18 protein-coding genes are annotated in these 18,100 nt (G+C 66.1%); 11 read left to right on the top strand and 7 right to left on the bottom strand.

What is annotated here, in order from left to right; all coding sequences use genetic code 11:
* Positions 1-35: 35 nt before the first annotated feature.
* The 6 genes from ntrB to Q7J58_RS16665 all read left to right on the top strand — a co-directional run bounded on the left by ntrB (position 36) and on the right by Q7J58_RS16665 (position 4,892).
* Positions 36-899 carry a nitrate ABC transporter permease gene (ntrB, locus tag Q7J58_RS16690; RefSeq protein WP_304830464.1) on the top strand — a complete coding sequence of 288 codons (864 nt, stop codon included), beginning with the start codon at positions 36-38 and terminating at the stop codon, positions 897-899.
* Positions 889-1,761, top strand: coding sequence for an ABC transporter ATP-binding protein (locus Q7J58_RS16685; RefSeq protein ID WP_304830462.1), 873 nt, complete (start codon positions 889-891; stop codon positions 1,759-1,761). Before ntrB ends, Q7J58_RS16685 begins: the two co-directional genes overlap by 11 nt.
* A gap of 96 nt (positions 1,762-1,857) precedes the next feature.
* A complete protein-coding gene (cynS, locus tag Q7J58_RS16680; protein WP_304830460.1) occupies positions 1,858-2,301 on the top strand; it encodes a cyanase in 444 nt (147 codons plus the stop codon).
* Positions 2,302-2,321: 20 nt separating this feature from the next.
* Positions 2,322-3,704: an ABC transporter substrate-binding protein gene (locus Q7J58_RS16675; RefSeq protein WP_304830458.1), complete on the top strand. Its 1,383-nt coding sequence runs from the start codon at positions 2,322-2,324 to the stop codon at positions 3,702-3,704.
* 56 nt (positions 3,705-3,760) lie between these two features.
* On the top strand, positions 3,761-4,228 hold the full coding sequence (locus Q7J58_RS16670; protein ID WP_304830456.1) for a nuclear transport factor 2 family protein: 468 nt from the start codon (positions 3,761-3,763) through the stop codon (positions 4,226-4,228).
* Between the two features lie 40 nt (positions 4,229-4,268).
* On the top strand, positions 4,269-4,892 hold the full coding sequence (locus tag Q7J58_RS16665; RefSeq protein WP_304830454.1) for a YitT family protein: 624 nt from the start codon (positions 4,269-4,271) through the stop codon (positions 4,890-4,892).
* 52 nt (positions 4,893-4,944) lie between these two features.
* On the opposite strand, the gene Q7J58_RS16660 is transcribed toward Q7J58_RS16665, so the two are convergent.
* On the bottom strand, positions 4,945-5,814 hold the full coding sequence (locus Q7J58_RS16660) for a pirin family protein (protein WP_304830453.1): 870 nt from the start codon (positions 5,812-5,814) through the stop codon (positions 4,945-4,947).
* Positions 5,815-5,906: 92 nt separating this feature from the next.
* Positions 5,907-6,767: a pirin family protein gene (locus Q7J58_RS16655; protein WP_304830451.1), complete on the bottom strand. Its 861-nt coding sequence runs from the start codon at positions 6,765-6,767 to the stop codon at positions 5,907-5,909.
* A 237-nt stretch (positions 6,768-7,004) separates the two neighbouring features.
* Between Q7J58_RS16655 and Q7J58_RS16650 the strand changes: the two genes are divergently transcribed.
* Together Q7J58_RS16650 and Q7J58_RS16645 are read left to right on the top strand one after the other, a co-directional pair.
* Positions 7,005-10,046 (top strand): ankyrin repeat domain-containing protein, encoded by a 3,042-nt coding sequence (locus tag Q7J58_RS16650; protein ID WP_304830449.1) that lies wholly within the window; start codon positions 7,005-7,007, stop codon positions 10,044-10,046.
* A 23-nt stretch (positions 10,047-10,069) separates the two neighbouring features.
* A complete protein-coding gene (locus Q7J58_RS16645) occupies positions 10,070-11,101 on the top strand; it encodes an RNA methyltransferase (RefSeq protein WP_304830447.1) in 1,032 nt (343 codons plus the stop codon).
* Positions 11,102-11,123: 22 nt separating this feature from the next.
* Here Q7J58_RS16645 and Q7J58_RS16640 read toward each other — a convergent pair whose 3' ends face one another.
* The gene (locus tag Q7J58_RS16640) at positions 11,124-11,903 is read right to left on the bottom strand and encodes a DUF4395 domain-containing protein (RefSeq protein WP_304830445.1); all 780 of its coding nucleotides are present in this window, start codon (positions 11,901-11,903) and stop codon (positions 11,124-11,126) included.
* Positions 11,904-12,031: 128 nt separating this feature from the next.
* Between Q7J58_RS16640 and Q7J58_RS16635 the strand changes: the two genes are divergently transcribed.
* Positions 12,032-12,673, top strand: coding sequence for a Crp/Fnr family transcriptional regulator (locus Q7J58_RS16635; protein WP_304830443.1), 642 nt, complete (start codon positions 12,032-12,034; stop codon positions 12,671-12,673).
* A gap of 216 nt (positions 12,674-12,889) precedes the next feature.
* Here Q7J58_RS16635 and Q7J58_RS16630 read toward each other — a convergent pair whose 3' ends face one another.
* The 4 genes from Q7J58_RS16630 to Q7J58_RS16615 all read right to left on the bottom strand — a co-directional run bounded on the left by Q7J58_RS16630 (position 12,890) and on the right by Q7J58_RS16615 (position 16,965).
* Positions 12,890-14,227 (bottom strand): FAD-dependent oxidoreductase, encoded by a 1,338-nt coding sequence (locus tag Q7J58_RS16630; RefSeq protein WP_304830441.1) that lies wholly within the window; start codon positions 14,225-14,227, stop codon positions 12,890-12,892.
* Positions 14,224-15,369: an acyl-CoA dehydrogenase family protein gene (locus tag Q7J58_RS16625; RefSeq protein ID WP_304830439.1), complete on the bottom strand. Its 1,146-nt coding sequence runs from the start codon at positions 15,367-15,369 to the stop codon at positions 14,224-14,226. Before Q7J58_RS16625 ends, Q7J58_RS16630 begins: the two co-directional genes overlap by 4 nt.
* Positions 15,370-15,440: 71 nt before the next feature.
* The gene (locus Q7J58_RS16620) at positions 15,441-16,010 is read right to left on the bottom strand and encodes an OsmC family protein (RefSeq protein ID WP_304830438.1); all 570 of its coding nucleotides are present in this window, start codon (positions 16,008-16,010) and stop codon (positions 15,441-15,443) included.
* A gap of 64 nt (positions 16,011-16,074) precedes the next feature.
* Positions 16,075-16,965, bottom strand: coding sequence for a sulfurtransferase (locus Q7J58_RS16615; protein ID WP_304830436.1), 891 nt, complete (start codon positions 16,963-16,965; stop codon positions 16,075-16,077).
* A gap of 365 nt (positions 16,966-17,330) precedes the next feature.
* Between Q7J58_RS16615 and Q7J58_RS16610 the strand changes: the two genes are divergently transcribed.
* Positions 17,331-17,585 carry a hypothetical protein gene (locus tag Q7J58_RS16610; protein ID WP_304830434.1) on the top strand — a complete coding sequence of 85 codons (255 nt, stop codon included), beginning with the start codon at positions 17,331-17,333 and terminating at the stop codon, positions 17,583-17,585.
* On the top strand, positions 17,582-18,010 hold the full coding sequence (locus Q7J58_RS16605) for a type II toxin-antitoxin system VapC family toxin (protein WP_304830432.1): 429 nt from the start codon (positions 17,582-17,584) through the stop codon (positions 18,008-18,010). Before Q7J58_RS16610 ends, Q7J58_RS16605 begins: the two co-directional genes overlap by 4 nt.
* Positions 18,011-18,100: the final 90 nt, after the last annotated feature.

The raw sequence follows: 18,100 nt of genomic DNA, 5'->3' as shown, positions 1-18,100 counted from the left end.
AGGTTCGTGCGACACCCGAAATTGGAGTTTGTGAAATGAAGATGTTCAGCCTCAACGCTCGCGCAGCGGTGGTCTCGCTGCTGCTGCTGGTCTGTTTTCTCGGCATCTGGGAGCTGTCCACCAGCGGTCCGTCGGTCGGAGGTTCGTCGGCGGGCATGAGCGCCGAAGAGATCGAATACCTGCAGATGATGGGCAAGGACCCAGGCACCGAAAAGAGCGCCGGCGTGCCGGGGCCATGGGCTGTGGCGCAGGCGAGCTGGGGGCACCTGTCGGACCCGTTCTACGACAAGGGCCCGAACGACAAGGGCATCGGCATCCAGCTCGGTCATTCGCTGGCGCGCGTGGCCGCGGGCTACCTGCTGGCCATGGTGGTGGCGATCCCGCTGGGCTTTCTCATCGGCATGTCGCCGCTGATGCGCAAGGCACTGGACCCCTTCGTGCAGGTGCTCAAACCCATCAGCCCGCTGGCCTGGATGCCGCTGGCGCTCTACGCGCTCAAAGACTCCGACGTGAGCGGCATCTTCGTCATCTTCATCTGCTCCATCTGGCCGATGCTGATCAACACCGCCTTCGGTGTGGCGGCGGTCAAGCGCGAGTGGCTCAACGTGGCCAGCACGCTCGAAGTGAACCCGCTGCGCAAAGCGTTTCAGGTGATCCTGCCCGCCGCCGCGCCCACCATCCTCACCGGCATGCGCATCAGCATGGGCATTGCGTGGCTGGTGATCGTGGCGGCCGAGATGCTGGTGGGTGGCACGGGCATCGGTTACTTCGTGTGGAACGAGTGGAACAACCTCTCGCTCACCAACGTGATCTTTGCCGTGTTGCTGATCGGCGTGGTCGGCATGTTGCTCGACCTGATGTTTGCGCAGTTGCAGAAGGTGGTGACCTATGTGGAGTGACACCAGCGTGCGCGAAAGCGCGGCACTTTCGGTTCCTGTGAACGCCCCCACTGAAAAGGTTTCTCCGATGTCTGGTTTCCTGAAAGTCGAACACCTTGCCAAGGCTTACCAGGCCGACAAGCCGGTGTTTGCCGACGTGTCGTTCACCATTCACAAGGGCGAATTCGTCTGCATCATCGGCCACAGCGGCTGCGGCAAAACCACCATCCTCAACGTGCTGGCCGGGCTCGACACCGCCACCAGCGGCCACTGTTTCATGGACGGGCGCGAAATCAGCGGCCCCAGCCTGGAGCGCGGCGTGGTGTTCCAGAGCCACGCACTCATGCCCTGGCTCACCGTGCGGCAAAACATCGCCTTTGCGGTCAAGTCGCGCTGGCCCGACTGGGGCAAAGCGGAGGTGGACGCGCAGGTGGAAAAACACGTGGCCATGGTGGGCCTGAGCCCGGCCATCGACAAAAAACCCAGCCAGCTCTCGGGTGGCATGAAGCAGCGCGTGGGCATTGCGCGCGCCTTTGCCATCCAGCCCAAGATGCTGCTGCTCGACGAGCCCTTCGGCGCACTCGACGCGCTCACGCGCGGCACCATCCAGGACGAGCTGATGGGCATCGTGCGCGAGACGCACCAGACCGTGTTCATGATCACGCACGACGTGGACGAGGCCATTTTGCTGGCCGACCGCATTTTGCTCATGAGCAACGGTACCGAAACCGACCAGGGCTACAAGCCCGGTGGCATGGCCGAAGTGGTGGTCAACCCGTTGCCACGCAGCCGCACGCGCGCGCAGCTGCACCACCTTGATGGCTATTACGAACTCAGAAATCACATCGTGGATTTCCTCGTTTCCAGAGCAAAGGCTCATTGACCCCCTGCGCCGCTGCGCGGCGCCCCTCGACAACGTCCCCTCGTTCCCCCTCGTTCCCCTTTCCTTCCTTCTGTTTTAACCACCAAGAGGCAACCCATGAGCCGACTCGCCGTCACCGAAAAAATCATCAACACCAAAGTCACCCAAGGCCTGAGCTGGGCCGACGTGGCCCAGAAGGTGGGCCAGTCCAAGGAATGGACCACGGCGCTGTGCCTGGGCCAGATGACCGCCACCCCGGCCCAAGCCGCAGCGCTGGGCGAGATCTTCGGCCTGAGCGCCGACGAACAAAAATGGCTGATGGTCGTGCCCTACAAAGGCTCGCTGCCCACCAGCGTGCCCACCGACCCGCTGATCTACCGCTTCTACGAACTGGTGAGCGTGTACGGCACCACCTTCAAGGAGCTGATCCACGAAGAGTTCGGCGACGGCATCATGAGCGCGATCGACTTCAAGATGGACCTGCAGCGCCAGGCCGATCCGAACGGCGACCGCGTGAACATCGTCATGTCGGGCAAGTTCCTTCCCTACAAGCAGTACTGAGCAGCGCTGGCGGAGAACCCATGTTTCGACGTTTGCTGTCAGACCAGCCGCTCATCCCATCACTGCGATCCTGGTCGTGCGCCTGTGGTCAGTCCCATCCACCCACCGGGGTCTGCAGCCCCACGGTGGCAGATGTCAGCGTTGAAACGCACATTCAGCAGACGCAGGAAGCGGCACTTTTGAAGGCCTTGTTTCCGGCGTCGGCCCTGCGTCGCAAGCTGTTGCAGACCGTGGGTGCGGCCAGCTTGCGCGCGGCGGTGGCATCGGCATTGCCTGCCGGCGCACTGGTCAGTCTGCAGGCCATGGCACAGGAACAGCGCACGCCCGAGAAAAAAGACCTGAAGCTGGGGTTCTTGCCCATCACCTGTGCCACACCGCTGATCGGCGCCCACCCGATGGGGCTCTACCAACAGCGGGGGCTGAATGTGCAGCTGGTCAAAACCCCCGGTTGGGGCACGATCCGCGAACGCATGCTCAAGGGTGAACTGGATGCGACCCATTTTCTGTCGCCCATGCCTTTGGCCATGTCCCTGGGGCTGGGCTCGCCCGCGCAGCCGATGCATGTGGCGTCCATCCAGAACACCAACGGCAACGCCATCACCTTGCACCAAAAGCACAAGGACAACCGGGACCCCAAAAACTGGAAGGGCATGCGGTTTGGCATTCCGTTTGAACATTCGATGCACAACTACCTGCTGCGCTATTACCTCGCGGAGCATGGGCTGAACCCCGACAAGGATGTGACGCTGCAGGTGATGGCGCCGCCCGACATGCTGGCCCAACTCAAGGCGCAGACGATCGACGGCTTCATCGTGGCCGAGCCGTTCAACCAGCGGGCCGTGTTCGAGGGCGTGGGCTTCATCCACCTGCTCACCAAGGCCATTTGGGATGGGCACCCCTGCTGTGCTTTTGGCGTGTCGGCGGCTTTCATTCAACAGTTTCCCGACACGTTTTCGGCGCTGTACCGGGCCATCATCAGCGCGTCGGTGCTGGCCAGTCTGCCCGGCTCGCGCGAGCAGATGGTGCAGGCCATTGCACAACCACAATACCTGAACCAGCCACCCGAGTTGCTGATGCAGGTGATGACCGGCAAGTACGACGATGGTCTGGGTACCCGCCACGACGTGCCCGACCGCATTCTGTTCGACCCGGTGCCCTGGCACAGCCAGGCGATCTGGATGCTCACGCAGATGAAGCGATGGGGTTATGTCAAGAACGACGTGAACTTCCAGCACATCGCTGACCAGGTGTTCCTGCTGACCGATGCCAAGAAGCAGATGGCGCAAGCGGGTTGGCGTGCGCCCGAAGGCACCATGCGCAGCCACCGCATCATGGGCAAGGCATTTGATGCCAACAAGCCAGATGAGTACCTGCGCTCGTTCCCGATCCGGGCCGGGGCCTGAGCGGGGCCGCACCCGATTCGATGCACAACGGCAACCCCAGGAAAGGACATCGCGCCATGGAACCTCGGCCACCGCTGCCGCCCTTCACCGCCGAGACCGCCGCGCAAAAGGTGCGCATGGCGGAGGACGCGTGGAACACACGGGACCCTGACCGGGTGGTCAAGGTTTACACCGAAGACACGCGCTGGCGCAACCGGGTGGAGTTTCCGGTGGGGCGCTCGGAGGTGCACGCCTTGCTGGTGCGCAAGTGGGCGCGCGAGCTGGACTACCGGCTCATCAAGGAACTGTGGGCATTTGACACGCACCGCATTGCCGTGCGCTTCGTCTACGAGTGGCACGACGATTCGGGCCAGTGGTTCCGCTCGTTCGGCAACGAGAACTGGCAGTTCAACGACGAGGGCTACATGGCGCAGCGCCACGCCAGCATCAACGACCGGCCCATTCACGCCAGCGAACGCCTGTTCCACTGGCCGCTGGGCCCGCGCCCGGCCGAGCACCCGGGTTTGAGCGCGCTGGGGTTGTAGCGCACCCCAGCACGGCACGCGATGTGCTTGGGCTGTGGGCATGTCCTCATCCACACCGTCGGCCCTGGCCCGACTCTCCCATTCCTGGCTCGACGACGGGCACGCGCTGCTGGCCGGCTCGCTGTTCGTGGCGCTGGGGCTCACCATGTTTGCCCACGCTGGCCTGCTCACCGGCGGCGTGGCCGGCATTGCGTTCCTGGTGAGCTACGCCACGGGCTGGAGCCTGGCGCTGTGCTTCTTTGTGTTCAGCCTGCCGTTTTTCTGGCTGTCGTGGCGGCGCCTGGGCACGGCCTTCACGCTCAAGAGCCTGGTGGCGGTGACGCTGGTGTCGCTGTTCACCGCGCTGGCGCCCCAGGTGGTGCGCTTTGAGTTGCTCAATGTCTGGGTGGCTTCGGTGCTGGGAGGCTTCCTCATCGGCTTCGGACTGCTGGCCCTGTTGCGCCACCAGGCCAGTGTGGGTGGCGTGAACATCGTGGCGCAGTGGCTGCAGCAGACACGCGGCGTGCGCGCCGGCCATGTGCAGATGGCGGTGGATGTGCTGGTGGTGCTGGCCGCGTTGGCCGTGGTGCCACCCGAGCGGGTGCTGCAGTCGGTGCTGGGTGCCGTGGCCGTGGGCGCCATCCTCACGCTCAACCACCGGCCCGGGCGCTACCTGGGCGTTTGAGTCCCGTTGGACGGCGCTTGATGATGGACGCCTGTCCTGGCGGCAGCAACCCTCACCCCGGCAGCGGAATCCACTCGTCGTTGTCGTCCGGCGGCAGTGCAAATCGGCCAGCGGCCCAGTCGGCCTTGGCCTGCTCGATGCGGTCTTTGCGCGAAGACACGAAGTTCCAGAAGATGTGCCGCTCGCCCAGCGGCGCGCCGCCGAACAGCATCAGCGTGGCGGGTGTACGGGCCTTGATCACCGCGTCCGTGTCGTCACCAAACACCAGCAGCTGGCCGGGTTGGTATCGCTGGCCGCCGTATTCGATGTCGCCCTTGGCCACGTACACCGCCTGTTCCGGATGGCCGCCCGGCAGGGCGTGGCGCGCCCCCGCCTGCCACTCGGTGTGCAGGTAGAACAGCGGTGAGTGTGTACGCACCGGGCTGCTTTCGCCATAGGCGCTGCCCGCCACCAGGCGCATCCACACGCCGTCCGATTCGATCACCGGCAGGTCGCTGGCGGGGTAGTGGGTGAAGGCCGGTTCGCACGCTTCGTCGGCCTCGGGCAGCGCCACCCAGAGCTGCATCAGCTCCAGCCCGCCGCCGGCGTACGAGTCGGGGTAGGTGAAACGCTCGCTGTGGCTGATGCCGCGCCCGGCCGTCATCCAGTTCACCTCGCCGGGGCGTATCACCTGCAAGGTGCCCAGGCTGTCGCGGTGGGTGATCTGGCCGCTGAGCAAATAGCTCACGGTGGACAAGCCGATGTGTGGGTGCGGGCGCACGTCGGCGGCGCGGCTGTAGTCGGCCGGCAGCGGCACCGGGCCGGCGTGGTCCAGGAACACGAAGGGCCCGACGTGGCGGCGCTTCGCATACGGCAGCACGCGCCGCACCGTCAGGCCATGGCCCAGGTCGGCGGCGCGGGCGTTGATCACCATTTCCAGCATGTTGGGCTCCTTGGATGTCTGGATGCGTGCAATGAGAACCGTTTGCCCTGCGCTTGTCAAAGGGCTCGGCCCGAACGGTGCGGGTCAGGGCATCAAAGCCGGCCCATCCGCCCGCTCTGGAAATCGACAAAAGCCTGGCGGATTTCCTGCTCGGTGTTCATCACGAACGGCCCATAACCCACCACCGGCTCGTCAATGGGTTCGCCGCAGAGCCACAGCAGCGTGGTATCAGTCAGCGCGGTGAGCTGCACGCCCTCGCCCGCGCGCTCGAACACGATCATTTCCGCATCGCCCGCCTCCTGGCCGTCGGGCGTTTTGACCCGGCCCTGGTAGACCAGCGGCACCGTGGTGTGGCCCTCGGGCGCCGGCAGCGTCACCGTGTGGCCAGCCTTCAGCTGCACGTCCCACACCTGCAGGGGCGTGAAGGTGCGGGCCGGGCCTTGCGTGCCCTCGAAGGCGCCGGCAATCAGGCGCACCGTGCCGCCGCCGCCGGGCAGTTCAACCACGGGTGTCTGCGCTGCGGTGATGCCCTGGTAGCCGGGCGGCGCCGTCTTGTCGCGCGCCGGCAGGTTCACCCACAGCTGCACCATGCGGAAGGCGCCACCGGTGCGGGCGAAGGCCTCGCTGTGGAACTCCTCGTGCACGATGCCCGACGCCGCCGTCATCCACTGCACGTCACCTGGGCCGATGGTGCCGCCAGCGCCAGTGGAGTCGCGGTGCGACACCTCGCCGTCGTAGACGATGGTCACGGTCTCGAAACCCCGGTGCGGGTGCGCGCCCACGCCGCGCCGCTTCGTGGTCGCGTCGAACACGGTCGGGCCGCCGCAGTCGAGCATCAAAAAGGGCGAGAACGCGGCCGGGTCGTCGTTGTACGAAAACAGCGTGCGCACCGGAAAGCCGTCGCCGACCCAGTGGCCCTGCGTGTTGCGCTGGATGAAAGAAACAGACTTCATCGAGAATCTCCGTGTAAACAGGCGCTTATTGTGGAAGGGTGCGGTGCCCGGCCGAGTGAGGGGCGGATCACCACCCAAAGAGGGGTGGGGTATTGAGCGCAGGACGAACAGGCATGCGCCCACGGCGCGTCAACCACCCGGCGGGCGCTCGGACACAATAGCCCTGCATGTCCGAGCGGGTGAACCGCTGCAGCACCACAGCGCTCCGCTGATTTCCTCTTTGCCGACACATTCCTTATGCGCTTACTCCGTTACCAGGGCCTGGACCTGCGCCACCACAAGGCGGCTTTTGACAAGGTTCGCAAGGCCATTGAAGCCGACGACTTCAAGACACCCAACGTCAAAAAACTGCACGTGGGTCCGTACTACCGCGCCAAGCTCGACGACAGCAACCGCCTGCTGCTGCAGTTTGTGCAGCACCAGGGGCAAACGGTGTGTCTGGCGCTGGAGCTGATTGCACAGCACGCCTACGACAAGTCGCGCTTTCTGCGCGGTGCGGTGGTGCAGGAAGACAAGATTGACCGCGAACCGGCCCCGGCTGGCGCGGCGGCGCTGCCCGCCGAGGACGTGTCGGCGGTGCGCTGGCTGCACCCCAAGCGCCCGCAGTTTGAGTTGTTGGACAAGCCGATCCAGTTCGACGATGTGCAGCAGGCGGTGTTGGACCAGCCGCTGCCCTGGGTGCTGGTGGGCTCGGCGGGTTCGGGCAAGACGGCGGTCACGCTCTCGCGCCTGCGCGAAATGCGCGGGCAGGTGCTCTACCTCACGCAGTCGGCTTATTTGGCGCAGTCCGCGCAAGACCTCTACCACGCCCACGGCTACCACAACGAGCGGCAGGAAGTGGTGTTCCTCAGTTTCCAGGCGTTTCTGGAAACCTGGCGCGTGCCGCCCGGCAAGCCGCTGAGCTTTGCCGCGTTTGTCGGCTGGCACGAGCGCCACCGGGCTCAGGTGCGCGCCCTGGGGCTGGACGCGCACAGCCTGCTGGAAGAGTTTCGCGGCGTCATTGCGGCGCAGCCCGGCGGCGCGCTGTCGGCCGAACAGTACCTGGAGCGCGGCCAGCGCCAAAGCCTGCTCACGCCCGAGCAGCGCGCCCAGGCCTACCCGCTGTTTTTGCGCTACCGCGACTGGCTGCGCGAGGCCGGCTGGTTTGACACCGCGCTGCTGGTGCACGAATGGCGCCCGCTCATCGAGCCCACCTACGACCATGTGGTGGTGGACGAGGTGCAGGACCTGACCGCCGCGCAGGTGGAAGCCGCGCTGGCCACCCTGAAAACGCCGGGCCAGTTTTTGCTGTGTGGCGATGCGAACCAGATCGTGCACCCCAACTTCTTTTCCTGGGCCGCGCTGCGCGAGCTGTTCTGGAAAGGCCACGCGGGCGAGCCCGGCACGGCGGCGCTGGAGCAGTTGCACATCCTGCAAGCGAATTTCCGCAACACCGAGGCGGTGACCGAGCTGGCCAACCGCTTGCTCAAGATCAAACAGGCGCGCTTTGGCTCGATTGACCGCGAAAGCAACCACCTGGTGCAAAGCCGTTCGGACCGCCCCGGCGAGGTCACGCTGCTGGCCGAGCGCGGCGACACGCTGCAGGCGCTGGACAAAGCGGTGCGCGCTTCGGCCCGCCACGCGGTGCTGGTGCTGCGCGACGAAGACAAGGCCGCTGCGCGTGAGGTGCTCAAGACGCCGCTGGTGTTCTCGGTGCACGAGGCCAAGGGCCTGGAATACCCGCATGTGATTTTGCTGGGCATGGTCAGCGGTGCGCGCCAGGCCTACGCCACCGTGTGCGAAGGCGTGGGCCCCGAGGCGCTGGCGGTCGATGCGCTGCAATACCGGCGCGGGCGCGACAAGGCCGACAAGTCGCTGGAGCGCTACAAGTTTTATGTGAACGCGCTGTATGTGGCCATGACCCGGGCGGTGGAAACGCTGACGCTGGTCGAGGCCGACCTGTCGCACCCGCTGCTGGGTCTGCTGGGGCTGCGCGAAGGGGCCTGGCAAGCGCGTGCGCCCGAGGTGTCGAGCCAGCAAGAATGGGCGCAAGAGGCGCGCCGCCTGGAGATGCAGGGCAAAACCGAGCAGGCGCAGGCCATTCGCGACACCATTTTGCGCGAGCAGCCGGTGCCCTGGCAGCCCTGGAGCCGCACCGCCATCGAAGCCGCCGTGCCCCAGGCTTTGCAGCGCCAGCACCCCAGCACCAAGCTCAAGCAACTGGTGATGGACTACGCCCTGTGGCACGACCAGACCGGCTGGGTGGACCAACTCGCCCGCGCTGGTTTTGTCCCCGCCGCGCAGCTGGCCCCCGAGGGTGTGATGGGCTTGACCGAGCTGCCGGTCAGCTATTCCAGCCCCATCATGCAGGCTGATCCGAAGCTGCCTTTTTGCGTCAAGGCGCTGCGGGCGCAGCAAGCGCTGCAACTGCGCCAGTTGGCCATGTACGCAGCCCACGGCCTCAAGCCGGTGCTGCAAGCCTGCGAACGCCACGGCCTGAACCACCCCACCCCCACCGGCGCCACGCCGTTGATGATGGCGGCGCGCGCCGGCAACACCGCGCTGGTAGACGCCCTGCTGACGCGCGGCGCCAACCCCGAGCTGCGCGACGAGTTCGGCCACACCGCCTGGATGCACGCCCTGTCGCGCGCCATCGAAGACACCGCCTTTGGCCAGCAGCACCTGGCCGCGCTGGCCCAGCGGCTGGCCCCTGCCTTCATCGACGTGCAGACCGGCGAACGCCTGCACCGCATCACCCAGGAACAGGGCGAATACTGGCCGCTCAGCATCATGCTGGTCTGGCTGAAAACCGGGTTTGGTGCCGGTGCTGTGCTGCGCGACGGGGTGGCAGACAACACGCCCTATGTGCTGGACAACGGCTTCACCGCCGAAGCCCTGGAAGTCCATTTGGAGCGCCTGCCCGTGGCGCTGTGGTCCGAGCCTCGGCGCAAGCGCAGCTATATCAACCACGTCATGGCACGCGCCGAAATCGACAGCAGCTACCAACCCAGCCGCCAGCTCTGGATGCGGCTGCGCCAAGGCCTGTACCTGCCCAACCCCTGGATACGCCTGCGCGTGGGCGACGACTGGCAGTGGCTGCACCAGGCCCTGCACCTGGACTGGGTGGACGCGGGCACCTCCACCGGCTACCGCCCGGTGCGCCGAGACGGCCTGGCCAACCACATCACCAGCCAAGGGCCGTTGTTGCGGCTGCAGCATGCAGTTCACCGCCAACCGCACCGCGTGCCGCCCTGGTCAACCGAAGCCAGCGCCCCCCAGGCCGTCACGCCCAAAGCGTAGTGCTCCAAACGCCAGCCCGGCCCATGCGCATCGAACACCTTCGCCAGCGCTTGCAAGCGCTCGGCGCCAACACCCGCCACCAACAGCGCGTGCTGCGCCTGTGGAGCCAGGCCCTGCCGCAAACCAGCGGCCGGCGTCAGGTCGAACACTTTTTGCCCGCCGCGCTGGTGGCCGAGCTGCCCGCCATTGCACAAGAACTGGCCGCACTGGCCACGCTGGAATCACAACACCCCGGCGAAGACGGCTCGGCCCGCCTGTTGGTGAAGCTGAGCGACGGCCAGATGGCCGAGACCGTGCTGCTGCCACGCGACGGCGTGTGCGTGTCCACCCAGATCGGCTGCGCGGTGGGTTGTGTGTTTTGCATGACCGGCACCACCGGCCTGATCCGCCAGGTGGGCAGCGCCGAAATCGTGGCCCAGGTGGCGCTGGCGCGCAGCCTGCGCCCGGTGAAAAAGGTGGTGTTCATGGGCATGGGCGAACCCGCGCACAACCTGGACAACGTGCTGGAGGCCATCGACCTGCTGGGCACCGTGGGCAACATCGGCCACAAAAACCTGGTGTTCTCCACCGTGGGCGACCCGCGCGTGTTTGAGGCCTTGCCGCAAGGCCGCGTCAAGCCCGCACTGGCGCTGTCGCTGCACACCACCCGCGCCGACCTGCGCGCCCAGCTGCTGCCGCGCGCCCCGCGTTTGTCGCCCGAAGAACTGGTGCAAGCGGGCGAGGTGTACGCCCGCGCCACCGACTACCCCATTCAATACCAGTGGACGCTGATGGACGGCATCAACGACACCGAGGAAGAGCTGGACGGCATCGTGCGCCTGCTCACGGGCAAATACGCCATCCTCAACATGATTCCGTACAACACCGTGCCCGAGCTGCCCTACCAGCGCCCCAGCTGGGAAAAAGCCGCGGCCATCGCCCGCCGCCTGCACCAGCGCGGCATCCTCACCAAGCTGCGCCAGTCGGCTGGGCAGGACGTGGACGGCGGCTGTGGGCAGTTGCGGGCGCGGGCAGAGAAGCCGGGGCGCAAGGTGATGGCGCTGCGCGTGGGTTGATTGCCTGGGTCCAACTGTTTTGTCAGCACCCGTTGTGCAGCTTCCACATCGCCTCGTGGCCGATGGCCTTGGCGAATTCGGGCACTTTGCAGCGTTCCACCTCGGCGGGGTCTGTGGCCTGGGCGGGGTCAGCTGCGGGCGCGCTGTTGCTGGTCGGTGTGTTTTGCCACTGGGCGGGCGTGGGCACGGCGTTGTCGCTCACCCAGCGGGCGCTGCCCAGCACCACTACCGCAAAGCCCAGCAACACGGCGGCTTGCGCGGCGCGGGTACGGGCGGGCAAGCGTTCGCGGGGCGCTGGGTTGGTTTCGCACACGCCGCCGGGGCACAGCTGGGCCTGCTCTTTGTTGAACAGGTTGTAGACCTTGCAGCCGATGCAAATGCCAAAGACCGACTCAAAAAACATGAACACCAGGCACAGGCCGCACACCAGCATGTTGACCGGCCCAATGACCTGTTGCACCACCAACAGCCAGAACATGCTCAGGCCCAGCGCCAGGCCAATGCCCCAGGCAAAGCGCTTTTGCGGTGCGCCCACCCATTCGGGCTGCTGGTGGCGCACCACCCACTGCCCCAGCATGTACACCGGTGCCAGCTGCGGGTTGACGAACAAGCGCACCGCAAATTCAATGACGAAGGCCACCACAAACACCCGCGTGGGCTGGAAGTTGCCCTGCAAAAACGCGTGCATGAAGGCGATCAACGCCACCGCAAACAAAATGCCGGCGCTGGCACGCACGGCGCGTTCGTTGAGCACGGGCACGGCAAATTCGGGGCGGGTCTGGCCAAACTGAAACAGGGTCATGGTGGGTGGTGGTTGCAAGCGGGGCATCAAAAGACAGGCTGAAAAACCCCAGCACGGGGCACCAGACAGCGTCACAGGGCTGCGCAGTATTCACCACATGCGGTCGCTGCACCTATGATCAAAATCATATGAAAACCCCAACCACCGAGACCCCTGCTGGCGCTGCGCCCGTGTTGCCGCCCGACCTGGCCGCGCTGCTGCCACCCGCCCTGCACCCGCTGTGCAGCGTCGTTGACCCGGTGCGGGGCACGCGCCTGTTTGCCACCGGTGCCCGCCCGGCGCACCTGTTTTTTATGGAACGCGGCGAAGCGGTGCTGGAGCGCCCGGGTCTGCACGGCGAGCTGGTGGTGTTGCAGCGCACGCGGCGCGGCTTCATTGGCGAGGCCAGCCTGCAGTTTGAGCGCTACCACTGCGACGCCCGGGTGTTGACCGACGCCCACCTCATCCGCGTGCCGGTGGCGGCGGTGCGCGCGGCCCTGGCCAGCGACCCCGCCTTTGCCTCGCGCTGGATCGGAATGCTCAACCGCGAAGTGCGCCGCCTGCGCCTGCAGTGCGAGCGGCTGGCGCTGCACCGCGTGCAAGACCGGGTGCTGCACCTGCTGGCCACCGAGGGCGAGGCCGGGCGCTACCCGGTGCCGGGTGGCCTGAAGTCGCTCGCCGCCGAACTCGGCGTGACGCACGAAGCGCTGTACCGCGCATTGGCGGCGCTGGAACAGGCCGGCCGGCTGGCGCGGGAAGACGGGGTGCTGCGGCTGCTGCCGGTGGCTTGAGCGGGAGAATGTCGGCGCCCCTCTGTAGCCGGGGAAAGCCCCCATCCCAGCCTTCCCCCAGAGGGGGAAGGGGCGAATACAGGGGAGTCTGCAGGGGGTATCTGCGGGCGAGTGCCCTTCCCCGTGTGGCTCCTTCCCCCTCCGGGGGAAGGCTGGGATGGGGGCACGCATGCAGCAACGCCGATCAACGACGCCACACCTTAGAGGGTGCGCCGCTCAATGCAGCGTCAGCGGATGCGTGGTGGTTTTCACCCGCACCACGGTGGGTTTGGCTTCATACGGCACGGGCGCGGCGCCGGTGATGGCCGCGGCGATGCTGCGGGCCTGGCGGGCAATGGGTTCAATGAAGCGGCTGGCCTGGCCGTTGACGGTGATGCAGTCGCCCAGCGCGTGGATGCGCTCCGCGCTGGTTTGCAGGCCCATGGGTTCCACGGCAATGCCGTTGTTCCAGGCCAGGGCGGCGCTTTGCGCCAGGCGCGGCGGTGTGGCGAGGCCGGTGGCGGCAATCACCTCGTCGGCGGCAAAGCGCTGACCACAGGCGGTGGTGACGCGGTAGCGCCCGCCCAGCTTTTCCACGCTGGCCACCTGCACACCGCCTTTGAACAAGATGGGCAGGTCTTGCCAGGCGGCCAGCAGTGGGGCGCCTGCCTGCTCACCGGGCCAACGGGCCAGGGGCTGGGTCATCACGTCCAGCAGGGTGATGCGGTGGCCGCCCAGTGCCAAGTCGTTGGCGAGTTCGCTGCCGATCAGCCCGGCGCCCACGATCACCACGTCTTTGCCGGCATCGCCCAGCGCGGCGCGCAGGCGCTGGTAGGCGCCCAGGTGGTTGATGCGCCAGCACAGCGCGGCGGGCAGCGCCGGGGGCAGCGCGGCTTGCGCGCCGTGGGCCAGCACCAGGTGGTCGTAGCGCAGGTTGCCGCGCGTGGTGCGCAGCGTGCGGGTGTCGGGGCAGATGCGCACGGCGTCGGTGTGCGCCAGCAGGCGCAGGTTCAGGCGGCGCGCGGCATCCGTGCCGGTTTCCTTCACCAGATGGCCCAGGTCCAACTGCCGCGCCATGGCCACGGACAGCAGGGGCTTGTCGTACACGTCGGCGGCGCAGGCGCTCACCAGGGTGATGGGCAGCGCGGCGTCCAGCGCGCGCAGGGCTTCGGCCATCTGCCAGCCAGCGCGGCCACCGCCCACGATCACCACACCCGCCTGGTGCCGCGTGGCCGCGTTCCACACCGGCGCGTGGCGGCTGGCCTTGGCGCGCAGCGCGTCGATGCTGGGGGCTTCGTACAACGCGAAGTCGCTCTTGGTCACACCGCACAGCGGGCAATACCAGTCGTCGGGAATATCTTCAAACCGCGTGCCGGCGGCCAGGCCGCTGTCGGCATCGCCCACGGCCTCGTCGTAGATGTAGCCGCAGGCGTCGCAGATGTATTGGCGGAACGGCTGGCCGGCGGCGGCCTCGGGCAACACCGGCGCGGCCAGCGGCAGGTCGCGCACCTCGCCGTAAATGTGGGACAGGGCGCCCGCCGATGCGCTGGCGGGCTGGCGTGAAGGCATGCTCATACCGGCATCTCCTCCTGGCTCAGCCGCGCAATTTCTTTGCGCAGGTGTTTGATGGCCGGTGTGACGATGGCCACAAAGTGCGACTCGCGCACGCGGCGCTGCACGTCCGAACTCATGAGGTAGCCGCGCGCGCCCTGGTGCATCAGCGCAGACTGCGCAGCGCGCAGGCACAGCTCGGCGCCGTGGGCGCGGGCGTCGAGCACGTCGATGAAAAATTCGGTGCTGCCGTCAAACGGTGTCTCGGCCATCTTCATCACGCGGGCGGTGAGCGCGTCCAACTCGGCTTGCAGCGTGTCGGGCCGGTCTTCCAGAAACTGGTTCACATGGCCCAGCTGCGCCTCCACCGCCCACATGCTGTCGATGGCGCCTTGGGTGATGCCCACCGCCATGCCGCACTGGAGCATGACGAAGGCCGCGCGGATGCGCGCGATGGTGGGTTTGGCCGGGTCGGCAATCACCTCGCCCGCGCCCACAAAATAATCTTTCAGGTGCAGCGCCCAGGTGCCCGTGCCTTCCATGGCCGAGAAGCTGGGGCAGTCGCGCATCGTCACGCCCGGCGCGTCGCAGCGCAGCAAAAACATCAGCTCTTTGCCCAGGCTCTGGCCGTCGGCTTCCACCGCCGCAATGGCGCCGCAGCAGTGGTCAGGCCCCAGATTGCTCACCCAGGGCAGCGCGCCGTTCACGAGGTAACCGCCATCCACCGGTGTGGCCTTGAGCAACAGGCTTTCGATCTGCGCGTAGCTCTTCATGGGGTTGGACAGCGCGGTGCCGCCCAGCCGCTGCCCGCTGGCGACCTGCAGCAGCGCGTCGCCCGTGAGCGCGGGGTTGCCCGATTGTTCCAGGTACAGCCCGCACACCGCCTGGCACCACATCATGAAGCCGGTGGCGCCGCACACGCGGGAGGCCTCGGCCATGGCGCGGATCGCCAGGCCGTAGTCGCCCAGCCCGGCGGGTGCCGCCAGGTGCGCGCTCATGGCGCCCGCCGCCGCGAGCTGCTGCAACACGGCGCGCGGGTAGTGGCCCTCGCGGTCAATGCCCTGCACCTGCTCGGCCAGCGGGCCTTGCGCAATGGCGCGCACGGCGGCCAGCAGGGCGGGTTCGGAAGGGGTGGCGAGTTCGGGAGGCAGGTCGGCGGGGTTCATGGCGGTTCCAGGGTGGGGCGTGGTATTCGCTCCCTCTCCCGCTCGCGGGAGAAGGCCGGGGTGAAGGTGGTTCAGAGCATCGAAATCTCGAACGGAATCGGGTTGCGCATGCTGTTGGCCACCGGCGAATAGAAGTTGGCGTGCTGCACGATCTGATCCAGCACCTCGCGGCTCGCGTCGCCTTCCACCAGCACCTTCACGCGAATGGCCTGAAAGCCCATCTCGGGCGGTGTTTTCTCCAGCGCACCACCCGCGCCCCAGGCGGCCGGGGTGCCAATGTCGCCTTCCATGAACACCTCCAGCTTGCTCTGCTTCACGCCCTTCCAGGTGGCCACGGCCGTCACGCCCACGGCGATGCAGCCGCCCAGGCCCGAGAGCACGATCTCGCCCGGCGCCGGCGCCGTGTCTTCGCCAAACAGGTGCAGCGGCTCGTCCACCACCACCGGCGCGTGCTGGCCCACGTAGCTCAGCGAGCGGTACTGGCCTTCCATGATGGTGTGGACCTTGTTGGTGCCCCGGCTGGCCGGGTTGGCCTTGCCCTTGGCGGCAAACGCGGCCAGGCCGGTGCCGTCAATCGGGCGCAGGTAGGTCTTCACGGTGGTGACGGTGGCGGTGGGTTCGAGCAAATCGGTAGAAGACATGAAGGGTTCCAAAAATGGACAAGGTTGATGGGAGGAAAAACGCAAAAAGGAAAACGAAAGGGAATCAGGCCGCCAGCGCCAGCGCGGGCTTCTGGCTCGGCTTGGCCAGTGGCAGCCCGGTTTCAATCGGCAAGCTGTCGTCGCGCGACCATTCGTTCCACGAGCCGAAGTACATGCGCACGTCGCTGAAGCCCGCCTGCTTCAGCGCCAGAAACGTGTTGGACGCGCGCGCGCCCTTGAAGCAATACAGGTACACCGTGTCGTCTGGCGTGATGCCGGCGGTGGCGCATTCGGCCCGCACCTCGTCCGGCGTTTTGAACACCGGGCCTTGGGCCGACGGTTTCATGAAGCGGTACCACTCCACCCACTTGGCGCCCGGCAGGCGGCCCTTGCGCGGCGCGAAATCTTTGCCGTAGGGGCTGGAGCTGTCGCCAATCCACTCGTCCACATCGCGCACGTCCAGCAACACCGTGTCGGTGCCCAGCGCGGCCTGCACATCGGCCTGCGTCAGCATCACGTCGGCCATCGGCAGCTCGGGAAACGTGGCGGGCGTGGGCGTGGCCGCCTCGGTAGACACGGGCAAACCCGCCGCCTTCCAGGCGCTGAAGCCACCGTTGAGCACCTTGATCTTGGGGTAGCCCAGCCAGGTCAACAGGTAATAGCCCCGGCACGACTGTCCGTAGCCGCTGTTCATCGCGTCTTCGTAAAACACCGCCGTTTCTGCGCCCGACAAACCCGCCGCACCCAGCGCCTGCGCAAACGTGGCCTTCAATTCGTTCAGCCCTTCGGGCGTGGACGTGGCCAGAAACGTGAACACCTCGCGCAAATTCACCGCGCCGGGAATGTGCCCGGCGGCAAATGTGTCCGCGTCGCGGGTGTCGATGATCACCACCGGTTCGGTGGCTTGCAGGGCAGCGAGTTCAGCGGGCGCAATCAGGGTGGCGTCAATGCTCATGGCAAAAAGTCCTCTCGTGAAGGTCGGCAGGCGGGATGGCCTGCGAGCTTCATTGCAATGGACGTGCCAGGGGGAAACGCAGTTGTATAACTGCGTGTAAGCAATTGATTTATTTGAGGATTTTTGCTTTTTCGCCGCACTGCGCCAGCGGGTAGCGGTGCTGACCATCGCCACTGTGTTGACATTGTGTCAACACAGTGGCGATGGGTTCATGGCTGCTGAGATGGGGCAGCAGGGTGTCAGGGATGACAAGATCAATGACATGTCTCGCCCCCATTGCGGTCTTTCGAACAGGCTGTTGTGGTTACGACAGTCCACTCCAAAACTGCCTACAATGCAATCATTGCTATCAAAAGGAGCCACGCATGGCCGCACTCACCATTCGCAACGTGGACGATGCCCTCAAGACCCAACTGCGCATACGCGCCGCCCACAACGGGGTGTCCATGGAAGAAGAAGCCCGGCGCATCTTGCGCGATGCGCTGTCACGGGCAAACATCACCGCCAAGCCCATGGGCCAGCGGCTGCTGGGCTGTTTTGCAGCCGTGGCAAGCCCCGATTTCAGCACCCCTCCACGCCAAACCGCACGCACACCACCCCAATGGGATGACGCCACATGATGCTGCTGGATACCAACGTTTTGTCGGAGTTCATGCGGCCGCAACCCGCCGCCCAAGTGGTGGCCTGGCTGGATGCACAAAACCCGGCAAATACCTACACCAGCGCCATCGCCCGCGCTGAAATTGAACTGGGGCTGGCCCTGATGCCCGCGGGACAACGGCAAGCGGGCCTGACCCACGCCGCACAGACCATGTTTGACACCGAGCTACAGGGCCGTTGCCTGCCGTTTGACGAAGCCGCCGCCAGCCACTACGCCCAAACCGTGGCAAACCGCACCCGCATGGGCAGGCCCATCAGCACCGAGGACGCGCAAATTGCTGCCATTGCATTGGCGCATGGCCTGACACTGGCCACACGCAACACCGCAGACTTTGAACACATCAGCCGCTTGGTTGTGGTGAACCCTTGGGAATTTGAGGGTTGAGGTTCTGATTGAAAAAGGCGGAGCGGCTTTTGTGTCAAGTTCCGCCTGTTCATAAACACGCTGGATAAACAGGCGGAACTTGACGCCCAA

The organism is Hydrogenophaga sp. (genome assembly GCF_030656115.1).
In the GTDB taxonomy this organism is placed as follows: Bacteria; Pseudomonadota; Gammaproteobacteria; order Burkholderiales; family Burkholderiaceae_C; genus Hydrogenophaga.
The sequence above is the reverse complement of the archived record's forward strand: the minus strand, read 5'-3'. Positions and strand labels throughout refer to the sequence as shown.

Excerpts from the sequence above, each read along its gene's own strand:
- ntrB (WP_304830464.1), top strand. The coding sequence starts at position 36 with ATGAAGATGTTCAGCCTCAACGCTCGCGCAGCGGTGGTCTCGCTGCTG.
- Q7J58_RS16685 (WP_304830462.1), top strand. The coding sequence starts at position 889 with ATGTGGAGTGACACCAGCGTGCGCGAAAGCGCGGCACTTTCGGTTCCT.
- cynS (WP_304830460.1), top strand. The coding sequence starts at position 1,858 with ATGAGCCGACTCGCCGTCACCGAAAAAATCATCAACACCAAAGTCACC.
- Q7J58_RS16675 (WP_304830458.1), top strand. The coding sequence starts at position 2,322 with ATGTTTCGACGTTTGCTGTCAGACCAGCCGCTCATCCCATCACTGCGA.
- Q7J58_RS16670 (WP_304830456.1), top strand. The coding sequence starts at position 3,761 with ATGGAACCTCGGCCACCGCTGCCGCCCTTCACCGCCGAGACCGCCGCG.
- Q7J58_RS16665 (WP_304830454.1), top strand. The coding sequence starts at position 4,269 with ATGTCCTCATCCACACCGTCGGCCCTGGCCCGACTCTCCCATTCCTGG.
- Q7J58_RS16660 (WP_304830453.1), bottom strand. The coding sequence starts at position 5,814 with ATGCTGGAAATGGTGATCAACGCCCGCGCCGCCGACCTGGGCCATGGC.
- Q7J58_RS16655 (WP_304830451.1), bottom strand. The coding sequence starts at position 6,767 with ATGAAGTCTGTTTCTTTCATCCAGCGCAACACGCAGGGCCACTGGGTC.
- Q7J58_RS16650 (WP_304830449.1), top strand. The coding sequence starts at position 7,005 with ATGCGCTTACTCCGTTACCAGGGCCTGGACCTGCGCCACCACAAGGCG.
- Q7J58_RS16645 (WP_304830447.1), top strand. The coding sequence starts at position 10,070 with ATGCGCATCGAACACCTTCGCCAGCGCTTGCAAGCGCTCGGCGCCAAC.
- Q7J58_RS16640 (WP_304830445.1), bottom strand. The coding sequence starts at position 11,903 with ATGACCCTGTTTCAGTTTGGCCAGACCCGCCCCGAATTTGCCGTGCCC.
- Q7J58_RS16635 (WP_304830443.1), top strand. The coding sequence starts at position 12,032 with ATGAAAACCCCAACCACCGAGACCCCTGCTGGCGCTGCGCCCGTGTTG.
- Q7J58_RS16630 (WP_304830441.1), bottom strand. The coding sequence starts at position 14,227 with ATGAGCATGCCTTCACGCCAGCCCGCCAGCGCATCGGCGGGCGCCCTG.
- Q7J58_RS16625 (WP_304830439.1), bottom strand. The coding sequence starts at position 15,369 with ATGAACCCCGCCGACCTGCCTCCCGAACTCGCCACCCCTTCCGAACCC.
- Q7J58_RS16620 (WP_304830438.1), bottom strand. The coding sequence starts at position 16,010 with ATGTCTTCTACCGATTTGCTCGAACCCACCGCCACCGTCACCACCGTG.
- Q7J58_RS16615 (WP_304830436.1), bottom strand. The coding sequence starts at position 16,965 with ATGAGCATTGACGCCACCCTGATTGCGCCCGCTGAACTCGCTGCCCTG.
- Q7J58_RS16610 (WP_304830434.1), top strand. The coding sequence starts at position 17,331 with ATGGCCGCACTCACCATTCGCAACGTGGACGATGCCCTCAAGACCCAA.
- Q7J58_RS16605 (WP_304830432.1), top strand. The coding sequence starts at position 17,582 with ATGATGCTGCTGGATACCAACGTTTTGTCGGAGTTCATGCGGCCGCAA.